Annotated in this window: 12 protein-coding genes; 6 read left to right on the top strand and 6 right to left on the bottom strand. The window is 66.9% G+C overall.

Annotated elements, in window-relative coordinates:
- Positions 1-31: 31 nt before the first annotated feature.
- From ASC91_RS19315 to ASC91_RS19290, 6 genes are all read right to left on the bottom strand, one after another.
- A complete protein-coding gene (locus ASC91_RS19315) occupies positions 32-3031 on the bottom strand; it encodes a TonB-dependent receptor (protein WP_056200447.1) in 3000 nt (999 codons plus the stop codon).
- Between the two features lie 166 nt (positions 3032-3197).
- On the bottom strand, positions 3198-4157 hold the full coding sequence (locus ASC91_RS19310) for a peptide ABC transporter ATP-binding protein (protein WP_056200443.1): 960 nt from the start codon (positions 4155-4157) through the stop codon (positions 3198-3200).
- On the bottom strand, positions 4150-5100 hold the full coding sequence (locus ASC91_RS19305) for an ABC transporter ATP-binding protein (protein ID WP_056200442.1): 951 nt from the start codon (positions 5098-5100) through the stop codon (positions 4150-4152). The genes ASC91_RS19310 and ASC91_RS19305 overlap by 8 nt, the downstream gene beginning before the upstream one ends.
- 610 nt (positions 5101-5710) lie before the next feature.
- Positions 5711-6607 carry an ABC transporter permease subunit gene (locus tag ASC91_RS19300; RefSeq protein ID WP_056200439.1) on the bottom strand — a complete coding sequence of 299 codons (897 nt, stop codon included), beginning with the start codon at positions 6605-6607 and terminating at the stop codon, positions 5711-5713.
- Positions 6607-7620, bottom strand: coding sequence for an ABC transporter permease (locus ASC91_RS19295; protein WP_056201289.1), 1014 nt, complete (start codon positions 7618-7620; stop codon positions 6607-6609). Before ASC91_RS19295 ends, ASC91_RS19300 begins: the two co-directional genes overlap by 1 nt.
- Positions 7621-7735: 115 nt before the next feature.
- Complete coding sequence (locus ASC91_RS19290) at positions 7736-8641, bottom strand: N-acetylmuramoyl-L-alanine amidase (RefSeq protein ID WP_082532824.1); 906 nt, start codon at positions 8639-8641, stop codon at positions 7736-7738.
- A 128-nt stretch (positions 8642-8769) separates the two neighbouring features.
- Between ASC91_RS19290 and ASC91_RS19285 the strand changes: the two genes are divergently transcribed.
- The 6 genes from ASC91_RS19285 to ASC91_RS19260 all read left to right on the top strand — a co-directional run bounded on the left by ASC91_RS19285 (position 8770) and on the right by ASC91_RS19260 (position 14890).
- Positions 8770-9180, top strand: coding sequence for a GNAT family N-acetyltransferase (locus ASC91_RS19285; RefSeq protein ID WP_056200436.1), 411 nt, complete (start codon positions 8770-8772; stop codon positions 9178-9180).
- A complete protein-coding gene (locus tag ASC91_RS19280; RefSeq protein ID WP_056200433.1) occupies positions 9177-10751 on the top strand; it encodes an ABC transporter substrate-binding protein in 1575 nt (524 codons plus the stop codon). The genes ASC91_RS19285 and ASC91_RS19280 overlap by 4 nt, the downstream gene beginning before the upstream one ends.
- Entirely contained in the window at positions 10748-11449 is a 702-nt protein-coding gene (locus ASC91_RS19275) for a creatininase family protein (RefSeq protein ID WP_056200430.1), read from the top strand. The genes ASC91_RS19280 and ASC91_RS19275 overlap by 4 nt, the downstream gene beginning before the upstream one ends.
- A gap of 263 nt (positions 11450-11712) precedes the next feature.
- Positions 11713-12948, top strand: coding sequence for a CHAT domain-containing protein (locus ASC91_RS19270; protein ID WP_162247821.1), 1236 nt, complete (start codon positions 11713-11715; stop codon positions 12946-12948).
- Positions 12949-12961: 13 nt separating this feature from the next.
- Positions 12962-14536: a hypothetical protein gene (locus tag ASC91_RS19265; protein WP_056200424.1), complete on the top strand. Its 1575-nt coding sequence runs from the start codon at positions 12962-12964 to the stop codon at positions 14534-14536.
- Between the two features lie 27 nt (positions 14537-14563).
- Complete coding sequence (locus tag ASC91_RS19260) at positions 14564-14890, top strand: GYD domain-containing protein (RefSeq protein WP_082532823.1); 327 nt, start codon at positions 14564-14566, stop codon at positions 14888-14890.
- Position 14891 lies beyond the last annotated feature (1 nt).

Here is a 14891-nt window from a genome sequence, read left to right as displayed (position 1 = left end):
TGGATGCGCCGAGGATGCGCCAAGGCAAGTCTCAGAACTTGTAGCGCGCCTCCAGGTAGTACTGGCGGCCTGACGCGTCGACCTTCTGCTGCTCCGCCTCGCTATAGCGATAGGTGGCGCGGACCGGGTTGGTCAGGTTGGTGGCGCTGAACGAGATCTGCAATTCCGGTGTGACGTTGTAGTTGGCCGAGAAGGCCACGTTGGACACCGGTGCCGCGATCGTCGGCGCGGAAGGCATCAGCACACCACCGATGGTCGAATTGCCCTGGCTGTTGGCCGTCGGGGACGGTGCCGTGGTGCTCGACACGTACTTGCCGCGGTAGTTGTAGACCAGGCGAGCGCTGAACACGTCGTTTTCCCAGTACCCGCCCACATTGCCGGCAATCTTGGAAGCGCCGGTCATCGGGCGGCCGTCTTCGACGCGCGTCTCGGTGTAGCTGGCGTTGGACTGAAAGCCGAAGCCCCAGGCGATCGGCTGTTCCCATGACAGCTCGAGGCCGCGGATGCGGGCCTTCTGCTGCGTTGAGCTGTTGATCAGGTAGGTGCGGTACTGGTTGGTCGTGCCGTCGTACAGCTCGACGGTCTGGCCCGACGACGTGCCTCCGGTCTTGGCGTAGCCGTCGATCAGCGAACTGAAGCCGGAGAGCGCCAGCATGGCGCGCTTGTCGTAATACCAGGCCACCGAGATGTCCAGGTTGCGTGAGCTCATCGGCGTCAGGTTCGGGTTCGGGCCGGTCACCGTGCAGCCCTGCGAGTTGCAGGCTTGGGCTGAATAGGTAGCGCCGTAGAGGTTGTAGTTCTGGCGGCCGATGGTCTTGGACAGGCCCAGGCGGCCGACCAGGCCCGTGGCGAACTCATAGCGCAGGTTCAGGCTCGGCAGGATGTCGTCGAATGTGCGCCGGGTGCTCTCCTTTCGGTAGATCACGCCCGTGGCACCGTTGAAGGGCACGTTGTCGTAGTAGGGCTGGCCTTCGCTGACGTCGAGGATGGCGTCCGGGTAGGCGGCGCAGGGCACATAGGGCTTGCCCGGCTCGATGCGCAGGCAGGCGCCTGCCGGAATCGGCACGGGGGTGCGGGAGGTGACGGTCGTGCGCACCAGGCGCAGGCCGACATTGCCGGACCACTTCTCGCCTTCCAAGTTCTGCATCAGGTAGGCCGCGCTCTGCACTTCGCGCAGGTCGATGGAGCCGGAGATGCGGCGCTCCCATTGAGAGTTGGTTTGCTTGGCCAGGTCGCCGAAGAGGCTGGTCAGCGTGTCCCGCGAGAAATAGAAGCCGGAGTTGTCGAAGTTGCCGCCGAGGTACTGGCCGAAGTCGCCGGGGTAGGGCACGGCCAGGGCCGGGTCAGGCGCGTTGGCTGCCACGAAAGCGGACTTCAAGGCCACGGTCGACAGGCCGTATTGGCGGCGGTGATCGGCGTTGCGAAAGCCGAAGTTCATCGAGCTGAAGATGCCGCTGTCCTGCGTGTACTCGCCGTCGATGGCGAAGCTCTTCTCGCTGTCGATGGTGTGGTAGCGGTTCAGGCCGCTGCGGCCGGTCAGGCGGTAGCCGGGCGTGCCGGCGGCCGCGCTGCTGGCCAGGGGCGTGGTGCCGCTGCCGGCGTTGATCCAGCTGAAGTCCGGCGCCTTCTCCAGGTCGGTGATGTCGTACTTGATGCCCTGGCCGTAGCGCGAGTAGGTCAGGCCGCGGTCCATGTCGGTGTGGCCGACGCCCTTGGTTGTGCTCAGCAGGCCCTTGAGGGTCAGCTTGTCATTGACGACCCACTTGCCATCCAGGTCCAGGAAGCCGGAGCTGGCGTACGCGCCGCTGCGGTAGAAGCCTTCGGAGTCGCCGGCGTACTGGGCCGGCAGGCCGTTCGCGTAAGAGATTTCCGCGGACTTCAGCACGCGCAGCTTGTGGCCGTAGATGGTCTCCTCTTCGACGATTACCGGGTTTTTTATGGAGGCATAGACACGCTGGCCGTTGACGTTGGTGGCCGTGGTGCCGCCCAGCGGGCCGGACTGGCCGGCCAGCATCTGGTAAATGGCGCCCATGGTCGCGCGGCCGAAGTTGGCTGCGTTCATCTTGGAGTAGAAGCCGGTCAGGCCGACTTCGGTATTGCTGGCGGGCTTGAGCTGGCCGGAGAACATGCCGCCCTTGCGGTCGCGCACACCTTCCACGAATTCGGTGGACATCGAGCCGGGCAGGCGCACGCCGTTCAAGTCCGCTGCCTTGTAGGGTGTGCCTGCCAGCGAGGCGTCGGTGATGCCCAGCATGGTGGCCGTGTTGATCTGGTCCCAGCCGGAGTTGGCGCCGTAGGCGAAGCGCGAGGCGGTGTCGCGGCGGATGTAGCGCTTCTCGGCGAAGACCTGGCCGATGAAGCCCAGCGTGCTGTCTTCGTTCTTCCAGTTCAGGCTGGCGTTGAGCTGCGGGCTGGTCTTGCCGGGCAGGTCGGCGTACACGGCGCCGGCGCTGACCACGCCGCTGAAGCCCTTCGGATTGTCCAGGGGTTTGCGGGTCGTCACATTGATGGTGCCGGCCAAGCCGCCGTCCAGGATATTGGCCTGCGAGGTCTTGTAGACGGTGGCCGAGTTCAGCACCGACGAGGGCATCAGCGACAGGCTGGTGGAGCGGCTGCTGGAGGCCTGGTCGGACAGGTACCAGTCACCGCCAGAGACGGTGTGGCCGTTGAACAGGATCAGCGACATGTCGGGGTTGGTGCCGCGCATGGCGACCTTCTCGGCCTCGTCGTAGTCCGTGCGCACCGCCACGCCGACGACGCGCTGCAGCGAGTCGGCCAGGTTCTTGTCGGGCATCTTGCCCACGTCCACGGCCGTGATGACGTCCACGTTGGCCGAGGCGTTGCGCTTGGCGTCCAGCGAGCTTTCCAGCGAGGCGCGGATGCCGGTGATGACGACCTTCTCCAGCGCCTGCGCGTCGGCCTTGGCCTTGGCGCTGTCCGGGGCGTTGGCCTGCTGGGCCAGGGCTGCGCCCTGCAGGCTCATCAGCAGGGCGGCGAAGCCACAGGTGATGGGAGTGGGCTGGAATCTCATGGTGTTGTCCTTGCGTTGCCGAATGCAAAGATTCTTGCGACGCAAGTCACACCCCATCAGGGGCCAAGCCCGCGAAGTCGGCACCGGAGCAACACTCCGCGCATCACGGAATGACGGCGGGGCATGTACGGCGGTTATGCCCGCCGCGCCTCACCTGCGAGTCACGTCAAACGACGTGGCAGGCGACGCGCCGGCCTGCCACCTCGCGTAGCAGCGGCACCTCTTCGCTGCAGCGCGCAATGGCCAGCGGGCAACGCTTGTGGAAGCTGCAGCCGCTGGGCGGATTCAACGGGCTGGGCAGCTCGCCATGGATGACGATGCGCTCGCGCCGGTCGGCCTTGCGCAGCGCCGGTGTCGCGCTCATCAGCGCCCGCGTGTAGGGGTGCAGTGGCGCGGCGAACAGCCGTTTCTTCTCGCCGATCTCCACGGCTGTGCCGAGGTACATCACCATGACCTCGTCGGCCACATGCTCGACGACGCTGAGGTTGTGCGAGATGAACACATAGCCCGTGCCGAACTCGTCCTGCAGGTCCATGAAGAGGTTCAGGATCTGGGCCTGGATGGACACGTCCAGCGCGCTGACCGGCTCGTCGGCGACGACGATGCCGGGGTTCAGGATCATGGCCCGCGCAATCGCGATGCGCTGGCGCTGGCCGCCCGAGAACATGTGTGGGTAGCGGCGCAGGTGCTCGGGCCGCAGGCCCACCTTGGCCGCCAGCGCCGCCACGCGCTCGCGCCGCTCCAGTGCCGTCATCGGCGTGTTGATCAGCAGCGGTTCGGCCAGCGTGGTCTCGACGGTCTTGCGCGGGTTCAGCGAGGCAAAGGGGTTCTGGAACACCATCTGCACCTGGCGGCGCAACGACTTCAGCGTGGCCTTGTCGGCCGTCGCGGCATCGGTGCCGCTGATCTTCAAGGCGCCGCGCGTCGGGTGCTCGATCAGCGTCAGCTGGCGCGCCAGCGTGCTCTTGCCGCAGCCCGATTCGCCGACGACGGCCAGGGTCTTCTTCGGCGCGAGGGTGAAGCTGACGCCGTTGAGCGCCTTCACCGTGGCCTTGGGGCTAAAGAGGCCGCGGCTGACCGTGTAGTGCTTGGCCAGGTCGTTGGCTTCGAGAAGGAGCTCAGACATGGGCGGCCTCCTCGACGGGGAAGAAGCAGCGCACGCCGTTCTCCAGGGCCGGCCGCTCAGCCACGCAGCGAGGCTGCACACGCGGGCAGCGCGGCGACAGCAGGCAGCCCTTGGGCCTGTCCAGCGCGCCGGGCACGATGCCGGGCAGGGCGGACAGGCGCGTGGCGCCCTTGTTGTGCTCGGGAATGGCGGCGAGCAGCGCATTCGTATAAGGGTGGCGCGGTGCGTCGAACAGTTCTGGCACCGGCCCGGTCTCGACGATCTGGCCGGCGTACATGACGGCAATGCGCTGCGCCATCTCGGCCACGATGGCGAGGTCGTGCGTGATCATGATCAGGCCCATGCCCTGCTCGCGCTGCAGCTTCAGCAGCAGGGCCATGATCTGGGCCTGGATGGTCACGTCCAGCGCGGTGGTCGGCTCGTCGGCGATCAAGAGCTTGGGGCCGCAGGCGATCGCCATTGCAATCATCACGCGCTGGTTCATGCCGCCGGAGAGCTGGTGCGGGTAGGCCCTGGCGCGGCTGGCCGCGTCGGGAATCTCGACCAGCTCCAGCAGCTCGATGACCCGCTGCTTGGCTGCGGCTCCGCGCAGGCCCAGATGCGCCTTCAGCACCTCGGCGATCTGCGCGCCGACCGTGTAGCTCGGGTTGAGGCTGCTCAGCGCGTCCTGGAACACCATGGCTACGTCGCGGCCGATCAGCGCGCGGCGCTCGGAGGCGTTGAGCTTCAGCAGGTCGCGGCCCTGGAATTCCAGCGCGTCCGCCGTGACTTTGCCCGGTGCGTCGATGAGCCCCATCAGCGCGAGCATCGTGACCGACTTGCCCGAGCCCGATTCGCCGACGATGCCCAGCAGTTCGCCCGCGTCCAGCGTCAGGTCCACGCCGTCGACGGCGGGGAAGTTGCCGAACTGGACGCGGAGGTTCTTGATTTGGAGGAGGCTCATCGGTGGTTTGGGTTGATGGCCAGGCCCAGCGGGGATTTCGCCCCCGCGGGCGAGTCACTTTCTTGGGCGCCCAAGAAAGTAACCAAAGAAACCGCCCCCGATCCGCCCGCCCTGCGCTGCGCTTCGGGTTCCCTGCGGTACTCAGGCCTTGAGGCCCCGCGCAAAACTCCCTTCGCTACGCTACGGTCAAACAGTTGCGCGGAGTCAGTCCACGAAGTGCGCTGCGCGCACGGCCTCAAGGCCTTCCGTTCCTCGGCAGGCTCAGAGGGGGGAAGAGGAATACCTCGTTGCGAACGGCTTTGGGGCTTGGCTGTTGGCTGTCCGGCTGTTCCTGGAGCCTCCCCTTCTAAACCGCCGAGAAGCGCAGAAGCCCGGGGCGCGAGCGCAGCGAGCCTCAAGCTCTGACTTCGCGCCCCTTTGTCTGAACGGAGCGTAGCGAAGTGAGTTGGGCGCGGCCCCGGGCTTCGAGCATCGCAGGGCACCCCGACAGGGGCGGTTTTGCAGGGGAGAGCTTTTTGCCTACTTTTTGGCGGCGCAAAAAGTAGGTCGCCCGCCGGGGCGAAATCCCGGCTGGGCGTAGGCATCAACACATCGTTTCCCCGCCAGCCCATCACGCCACCTTCTTCAACTTCGGATCCAGCGCATCGCGCAACCCGTCGCCCATCAGGTTGATCGCCAACACGCTCACCAAAATCGTCAGCCCCGGCAGCGTGACGACCCAAGGCGCGCGGGTGATGTAGTCCCGCGCGGACGACAGCATCGTGCCCCACTCCGGCGTTGGCGCCTGCACGCCCAGCCCCAGGAAGCCCAGGCCGGCGGTTTCGAGGATGGCCGACGAGAAGCTCAGCGTCGCATTGACGATCAGCGGCGCCATGCAGTTGGGCAGCACGGTGATGAACATCAGCCGCCACACATGGGCGCCCGCCACGCGGCTGGCCGTCACATAGTCGCGCCCGATCTCGCCAAGGGCCGCGGCGCGCGTCAGCCGCACATAGCCGGGCAGTGCGCCGATGGCGATGGCGATGACGGTGTTGACCAGGCCCGGGCCGAGGATGGTGATGACGCAGATGGCCAGCAGCAGGGCCGGCAGAGCCAGCACGATGTCCATCACGCGCATGATGGCGGGAGACAGCCAGCGCTGGAAGAAGGCCGCCAGCAACCCCAGCAGCACGCCCGGCATGAGTGACATGACGACGGCTGCCAGACCGATGCCCAGCGACACCCGGCCGCCATGCAGCAGCCGGCTCAGCATGTCACGGCCCAGCTCGTCGGTGCCGAGCAGGAAGCGCGTGTTGCCGCCTTCGGCCCAGATGGGCGGCGTCAGCATGAAATCGCGGTATTGCTCGATGGGGTCGTGCGGCGCGATCAGCGGCGCGAGCAGGGAGGCAACGGCGATCAGCGCGAAGACGATCAGCGCGACCAGGGCACCGCGGTTGGCGGCAAAGCCTTGCCAGAACTCGCGCAGGGGGCCGGGCGGCTCGATGGGTTTGTCGAGGACAGCGCTCATCAGTGACCGCCTCCCCGAATCCGCGGATTTACCACCCCATACAGCACATCCACGATCAGGTTCACGGCTATGAAGGTCAGCGCCGAGATCAGGATGCCGGCCTGCACGACCGGATAGTCGCGCCGGCCGATGGAGTCGATCAGCCATTTGCCGATGCCCGGCCACGAGAAGATGGTCTCCGTCAGCACCGCGCCGGCGAGCAGGCTGCCGGTCTGCAGGCCGACGACCGTCAGCACCGGGATCAGCGCATTGCGCAGCGCATGCACGACGACCACGCGCGTCGGCGACAGGCCCTTGGCGCGGGCCGTGCGCACATAGTCCTCGCGCAGCACTTCCAGCATCGACGAGCGCGTCATGCGCGCCACCACCGCCAGCGTGCTGGTGCCCAGCACCAGGGCCGGCAGGATCAGGTGCATCAGCGCCGACTTGAAGGCACCCTCTTCGCTGCTCAGCCACGAATCGATCAGCATGAAGCCGGTCACACGCTCCGGGTCGAACTCGATGCCGATGCGGCCCGACACCGGCGTCCAGCCGAGGTTGACCGAGAAGAACATGATGAGGATCAGCCCCCACCAGAACACTGGCATCGAATAGCCGATGGTGGCCGTGCCCATGACGCCCTGGTCCAGCAGCGAGCCCCGCTTGAGCCCCGCGCTGACGCCCAGCAGCAGCCCGAAGCCCACGGCAAAGATCAGCGCCGCCGTGGCCAGCTCGACGGTGGCCGGGAACAGCGCTGCGAACTCCTTGCTGACCGGCTCGCGGCTGACCAGGCTCTGGCCCAGGTCGCCGTGCAGCAGCTTGCCGACATAGTCCGCGTACTGCACCGGCAGCGGCTGGTCCAGGCCCATGCGCTTGACCAGGGCCGCGTGCGTCTCCGGGTCCAGGCGGCGCTCGCCCATCATGACCTCGATGGGGTCGCCGGGCACGAGGCGGATCAGGCCGAAGGCGACGATCGTGATGCCGATCAGCGTCGGCACCAGCGTGGCCAGGCGTTTGAGCAGGAAGCTCAGCACGGATAGATCCTCGCGCACAAACACAGCCACAGAGGCACAGAGGCACAGAGGATTTCCAAGTGGCTGTTCTCCGTGTCTCTGTGTCTCTGTGGCTGTATTGAGTTGGTCATCGAGATCACCAACGCGACGTGTACGGCCGCGTCTCAGTGTCGGTCGCGCCGGCCACGCGCATCGCGCTGGGCGTGGACGCCACCTCGATCAGCGCGGCCGTCTCGGCGTCGGGCGTGCCGGAAATGTCGCGCGGCCGGTATTTCATCTGGAAGGTGGCGACGACCTCCTTGGTCATCACGTCCAGCTGGCCCGAGCGCGACACGTTGTAGCCGATGCGCGCCAGCCGCTCCTGCAGCCAGGCCACGTCGCGCGGCGCAACCTCATGCTCCAGCGTCTTCACCATCACCAGCGGGCCATCGGGCCAAGGGATCAGCCCGGCGTCGGCCAGCTGCTTCCAGGGGAACTGCGGGCCGGGGTCCTGCTTGCGGCCGGGCGCGATGTCGGCATGGCCGATGATGCGCTCGGGCTTGACGTTATGGCGCTTCTGGATGTCGCGCACCAGGGCGATGACTTCGTCCACCTGGGCCTGCGGGAAGGGCGCGTAGACGCGGCCGCCGGGGCCGTCCACATAGCCGGCGTTGACGATCTCGATGCCGATGGAGGCCGAGTTCAGGTTGGTGTTGCCGGCCCAGAAGCTCGCGCCCGCATGCCAGGAGCGGCGGTTCTCGTCCACCAGCGCGTAGCTGGCCACGGGGTTGTCGCGCACCAGGTAATGGGCCGACACCTGGCCGCCGGTCGTCAGCACCTTCAGCGACTTCTCCCAGTCCAGCACGGTGTAGTGCAGCACGATGTAGAGGGCGCGGCTGTCCTGGTTCTGTGAGGTGTAGCTGCGGTCGATGTTGGGCGCGCGCACTGCGGCGGCAGGGCCTGCGGCCATGACGGGGGCGGGCGTGGGGACCGGCGAGGGCACGCTGGCGCAGGCGCTGAGCAGCAGGGCCAGGACGGCGGCAACAAGGGAGGTGGACTTCATGCGTGGGAGGGCGTGGCCAGACCTGGATTGTTGCAGCGCACCCGACACGGTGGCCCCGGGGCCAGCCCGCAGGGGCCATGTCGGAGGGCGCTGCAGGTATGAGTGCAGGTGATGGTTGAATGGGTGACATGAGTTACACGACGCTGCACGCCACGCCCTCGGCCGACACCTACCGCCATCTGCGCGTCGCCTGCGGCCTCAGCCCCAAGTCGGCCGAGGCGGCCGCGCGTGGCTTGCCCGGCACCTTGTTCGGCGTGCAGATCCTGCACGATGGCGAGCCCGTCGGCATGGGCCGCGTCATTGGCGACGGCGGCACGGCCTTCCAGGTCGTCGACATCGCCGTGCTGCCCGAGCACCAGGGCAAGGGCCTGGGCAAGCTCATCATGGCCGAGATCGCCGCCTGGCTGCGCGAGCACGTGCCCGAGACCGGCTATGTCAGCCTCTTGGCCGACGTGCCGGCCGACGCCCTTTATGCCCAGTTCGGCTTTGTGCACACGGCGCCGCGCACGCTGGGCATGGCCTGGAGGCGCCCCGCATGAGGCTGTTGCTCGCGGCACTCGCACTGGTGGCCGCTTCGGCCTCTGCCAGGACCCTCACCGTCTGCACCGAGGCCAGCCCCGACGGCTTCGACTACTCACTGTTCCACGCCAACTCCACGGCCGATGCGTCGTCGGAGGCCCTCTACAACCGCCTCGTCGAGTTCGAGCCCGGCACGACCAAGCTGGTGCCCGCCCTGGCAGAGCGCTGGGAGCTCAGCGCCGACGGCAAGACCTACACCTTTCACCTGCGTGCCGGTGTCGCCTTCCACACCACGCCCTGGTTCAAGCCGACGCGGCCGCTGACGGCCGACGATGTGGTCTACAGCTTCGCGCGCCAGATCGACGCCAAACACCCCTGGCATGGCCAGCCGCGCCAGGGCTGGTATTACGCGGCGGCCATGCAGTTCGGCCAGTTGGTGAAGAGCGTCACCGCCGTGGACGCGCGCACGGTGCGCATCGAGCTGGCGCGGCCCGAGGCGCCCTTTCTGGCCGATGTCGCCATGGGTTTTCTCAGCGTGCTGTCGGCCGAGTACGCACAGCAGCTGCAGGCCGCTGGCCACATGGAGGACATGAACCTCAAGCCGGTCGGCACGGGCCCTTTCGTCTTTCGCAGCCATGTGAAGGACGCCGTGGTGCGCTACGACGCCCACCCCGGCTACTTCCGCGGCAAGGTGGCGCTGGACAAGCTGATCTTCTCGATCTCGCCCGACCCCGCCACCCGGCTGCAGCGCCTGAAGGCCGGCGAATGCGACATTGGCCTCTACCCCATGCCGCAGGCCTGGGACGAGATCCGCAGTGACGGCAAGCTGCGGCTGCTGACCGGCCCCGGCCTCGTCACGACCTTTGTCGGGCTGAATGTGGAGCACAAGCCACTGGACGACCGCCGCGTGCGCCAGGCCCTGGGGCTGGCGACCGACCGCGCATCGATCGCTCGAGCCGTTTACGGCGGCGCGGCCAGCCCGGCCGGCAACCCCTATCCGCCCTCGCAATGGAGCTATGACGACAAGGCCGGCCCCGCGCTCCAGGACCTCGCCAAGGCGCGTGAACTGTTGAAGGCCGCCGGCCTGGCCAACGGCTTTGCGCTGAAGCTGTGGATACGCGCCGGCGCCGGTGCGACGAATCCGAATCCCAGGGCGACGGCCGAATTGCTGCAGGCCGACTGGGCGCGCATCGGTGTCAAGGTGGAGATCGTCACGCTGGAGTTTGGCGAGCTGCTCAAGCGCACCCGCGCCGGCGAGCATGACGCGACCCTGCTGGCCTGGGCCTCGGACAACGGCGACCCCGACAACTTCCTGACGCCCAACTTCGCCTGCGCGGCCGTGGCCGGCGGTAGCAATGTGGCGCGCTGGTGCCGCAAGGACTTCGACGCGCTGCTGGCCGAAGCGCGCGAGACGGCCGATCAGGGCAAGCGCGACGCGCTCTATCGGCGCGCGCAAGCCCTCTACCGCGATGACGCGCCCTGGGTGCCGCTGACCTACCCGACGACGGCCGTTGCGACGAGCAAACGCGTCGTGAATATGAAGGTCAGCCCCTTCGGCCTCAACAACTATTCGGCTGTGGACGTGAAATGAAAATTTCGGACATGAACTGGATGCAGGTCGAGGCCTACCTCAAGGCCGACGACCGCTGCCTGCTGCCCATCGGCTGCACCGAGCAGCATGCCTATCTCAGCCTCGCGGTCGACGCCATCCTGGCCGAGCGTGTCGCCGTGGAAGCGGCCGAGCCGCTGGGCGTGCCGGTCTTCCCGGTGCTGCCCTTCGGCATCACGCCGAGCTTCATGAGCTATCCCGGCACCGTCACGTTGAAGGTCGAGACGATGGTGCGCGTCGTCCACGACCTGCTCGACAGCCTCGACCACCAAGGCTTTCGGCGTATCCTCATCGTCAACGGCCACGGGGGCAACCAGCCCGTGGCAGCCGCGGTGGCTGAGTGGATGGCCGCACACCCGCGCACGCGGGTGCGCTTCCACAACTGGTGGAATTCACCGAAGACGCTGGCCTATGTGAAAGGCATCGACCCGCAGTCCGCCCACGCGTCGTGGATGGAGAACCTGCCGTGGACGCGCCTGGCCGGCGTCATCCAGCCCGAGTGCCGCAAGCCGCCGGTGGACTACCAGCGCTATGCCGTGTTGCCGCCGGATGCGGCGCGCGCACTGGCCGGCGACGGCAACTTCGGTGGCGCCTACGAGCGGCCCGATGCCGAGGTGCTGGAGATGTGGCGCATCGCGGTCGAAGAGACGCTAGCGCTGATCGAAGGCCCTTGGGCTTAGCGCACTACGGTTCAGTCAGAGCAGCTGTCGGCCAGGAGGCGTCAGTTGCCACCAGCTGCTTCAGGTTCATTTGTTCACTGCAGCGAGCGTTGGGACTTTCTATATGGAGACATCCCCAAAAAGGCGGATGCGCACCGTCGCCAATGCGCTCAGAGTGATGCATCTGTAACACGACGAAACGTGGCCTTCGGGCCGCGCAGGGGGACGACATGGCCTCATTTGAAGACTTCGACCTGCGCATCTGGGCCGAAGGCGACCAGTACATGGCGCAGGTGATGCGCTCACCGATCGGCGCGTCGGATCCTGCCGTGTGGAAGTGGCCGTTCGAACAAAGCCATCGCGAGCTGCGACTGGAGCTTGAGAACGCGATCCTGCGGGGCCGTCTGCGCAATTCACGCGGTGCAGTCTCGCCGCACGAGAAAAAGCTACGCGACTTCGGCGGTGACATGTTCAAGTCGGTGTTCACGGACGCCGAGCCCATAGCGCGCCGCTTCAACGGTAGCCTGGAGTTCGTCGACAACCAGCCGGGGCAGTTCGAAGGCCTTCGGGTGAAGCTGATGGTGGAGCCTCCGGAACTTGCGGTACTGCCGTGGGAATACGTCTTTGACGAGACCTCCCGCGACCCGGCCCGCACTTATATCTCGCTGTCCAGCCGTTCGCCGCTGGTGCGCTTCCATGAAGCGACGGCGCGCGCTTTCCAGGCAATCACGGCGCCGCTGAACGTGCTGGGCATGATCGCCGACCCTGGTGGTGAGTGGGAAAAGCTGGACTTCGACAAGGAGAAGCACGGCATCGAGACCGCCATCGACAAGATCGAGAACAGCAAACAACTGGTGAACCTGCGTTGGGTCAACGGCCACACGGTTGACGACCTGCTCGACATGCTGACGCAAGGCGACTGGCATGTGTTCCACTTTATCGGGCACGGCGGCACGGATCCGGTCATTGACGACGATGGCACGCGTCACACCGAGGGCTATTTGGTGTTCGGCGACGGCAAGGGCGGCGCGAAGAAGATCACGCCCACGCAACTGGCGAGGATTCTGCGAACTGCGGGTCATCTGCGCCTGGCGGTGCTCAACTGCTGCGACAGCGGCTGTGGCGCAAGCCCCGGCGAAGCCCTGGTGCGCTCGGGCATCGCCGCCTCGGTGGCGATGCAGTTCCCGGTGTCCAACGAAGCGGCCGTGTCTTTCGCCAGTCGCTTCTACAACGCGCTGGTGACCGGCCAGACGGTGGAGAAGGCGCTCACCATCGGCCGCGTCGCGATGCAGGTGGAGAACCCTGTCGAATGGGGCATCCCCGTGCTGTTCACGCGCATGGGCGCCGATCTGTTCTTCGACGTCAAGCGCCCGCCGCACCCGGTGCCGGTGGAGCCCACGCCTTCGCGGCCCGTCCCGCTGCTGGCGGTGACGCCCCAGCCGGCTCCCCCCAAGGAAGACCACGACGCCCGCCGCCGCAACGCGCAGGCCGCGTTGCGGCGGCTGCTTCCGAACGCCTGAGAGGTGGGACGCCATGGAAGAGTTCTACATATGGAGGCGGGCGATCGGGGGTTCCCTGCTCGTCGTCGTGATCGCGTTGACGGCCTGGTACCGGCCGAGTTGGGTGAGCAGCTACACCACGCGCTGGCGCAGCGATTCGGCCGCGGCGCTGAACGTGCTGGGCTTCCTGTTCTTGTTCCTGCTGCTTGCCGCCGTGCTGCACCGCCTGTTCAGTGCTTTCAAGCCCGCACCGCCCGGGGGCACATCGACCTGGTGCGCCATGGGCCTGACCGTCTGTACCATCCTCGCCCCGCAGCTGTCGCGGCCGATACGCAACCTGTTGCTGCTGCGCATCGCCAATGTGCCCGCCGAGGCGCACCGCCAAGCGCAGAGGCTGGTGGATGCCAACTTCCGCAGTCCACCCGAGCGGGCGGAGCGGGCGCTGGTCATGCTGCTGCGCAGCGGCATTGATCCGCAGTCTGACCCGCTGCCCATCACTCAGCCGGCATACCGACTGCTGATGCGCGCCACGGAGCTGTTCCTGCAGATCCGCGAATGGGAGGAGAACAGCCGGTACGGCGCCTTCCTGCTGGAGGCCCGCAACGAGTTCGACGAGCTGCGCCAGTGCTTCCACCGCTTGACATTGCGTTCGGCGCGGGCGCTGAAGTCCATCGAGCGGGTGGGCGAACTGCGGTTGCAGTTCAGCGAGGCGTCGCCCAGCGCGGCCCAGGACGAGGAAACCGACAAACTGCTGCGCGCGATGGTGCACGACTCGCTGGCCGGCCTCTGCGAAGACGCCAACGCCTTCCTGCTCGATGCCAGCCTGCTGTGCGCGCGCGCGGCCTTCACCGTCCACCGCAGCGCGGGCCGACGCGACGAGGCCTTGCAGTGCATGGGTTTCGAGTTGACACCTGAGCCCACGCCCCGGGTCTACGGCGGGCTGCTGCAAGGCGTCCTTGTGCTGTTCTTCGGGCTGGGGGTGTACTTCTGGCTGGCGCCGCGCCTGCCCAGCAACGTGCTGAGCCAACCCCAACTGTTCATCGTCATCTTGACCACCCAGGTCGGCGCGCTGGCCAGCGCCATCATGCCCAAGCTGCACTTCGGATTCGCCAATGCCGGCCTCACGCGGCGCACCCCGGTGACATTCGTCGTTGCGGCGGGGCTGGCCTCCGTTGTCGCGATGCTGCTGATCAACCTTGTCGCCGGCTCGCTGACCAATGGTTGGGAAGGTGTTGTCGCGCGCCTGAAGGAAGCCCGCTTCTTCACGCTGTCCCCATTCACGACGGCGGCCATGCTGGCCTGGCTCATCCAGGACCACCGCTGGCGGCGCCTCTCGCCCCTGCGGCGCAGGCTGTGCGACGCACTGGCCATGGGCTGCGCATGGATGGCCGTCTCGGCCCTGCTGCAGGCGCTGATCTTCACTGGCGTCATCCAGCGGGGCACTCCCGACCTGATCGACGTGCTCTTCAACGTGCTGTTCTCGCTTGGCTTCGGCGCCATCATTGGCGCGGTCGTGCCCCACTTGGCTCGCGGTGAGCAGCCCGTGGTCCCACCCGAAACGATGGCCGCGCCCACATCGGCGCGCCTGCGCCCTGTCCTGCAGGACTGAACCGAACACCCCACCAGAGAGCTGGCCATGCCGATGTACCTGCACCAATGGCGTTACAAGGACGATCAGGTCAAGCGGATGCTGGCCGAAGAGACCGAGCGCGCCGACGACGTCCGCAATGCCACCGAAGCCTTCGGGGGCACGCTGCACCACTTCTTTTTCTGCCTGGGAGACTACGACGGCATGGCCATCGCCGAGTTCCCGGACAACGACACGGCGCTCGCCTGCCTGATGGCGCAGTACACGCTGGGCCGCGTGCACGGCATCCGCAGCACATCGTTGGTCACGCCTGAGGGCATTGCCCAGGCCAAGAAGATGGCCCGGGAAGTGCTCGGCATCGAGGGGCAGGACTGAA

It is taken from the genome of Pelomonas sp. Root1237 (assembly GCF_001425055.1).
GTDB lineage: Bacteria > Pseudomonadota > Gammaproteobacteria > Burkholderiales > Burkholderiaceae_C > Pelomonas.
Note: the sequence above shows the minus strand (reverse complement) of the source record. Positions and strands in the feature narration are given on the sequence as shown.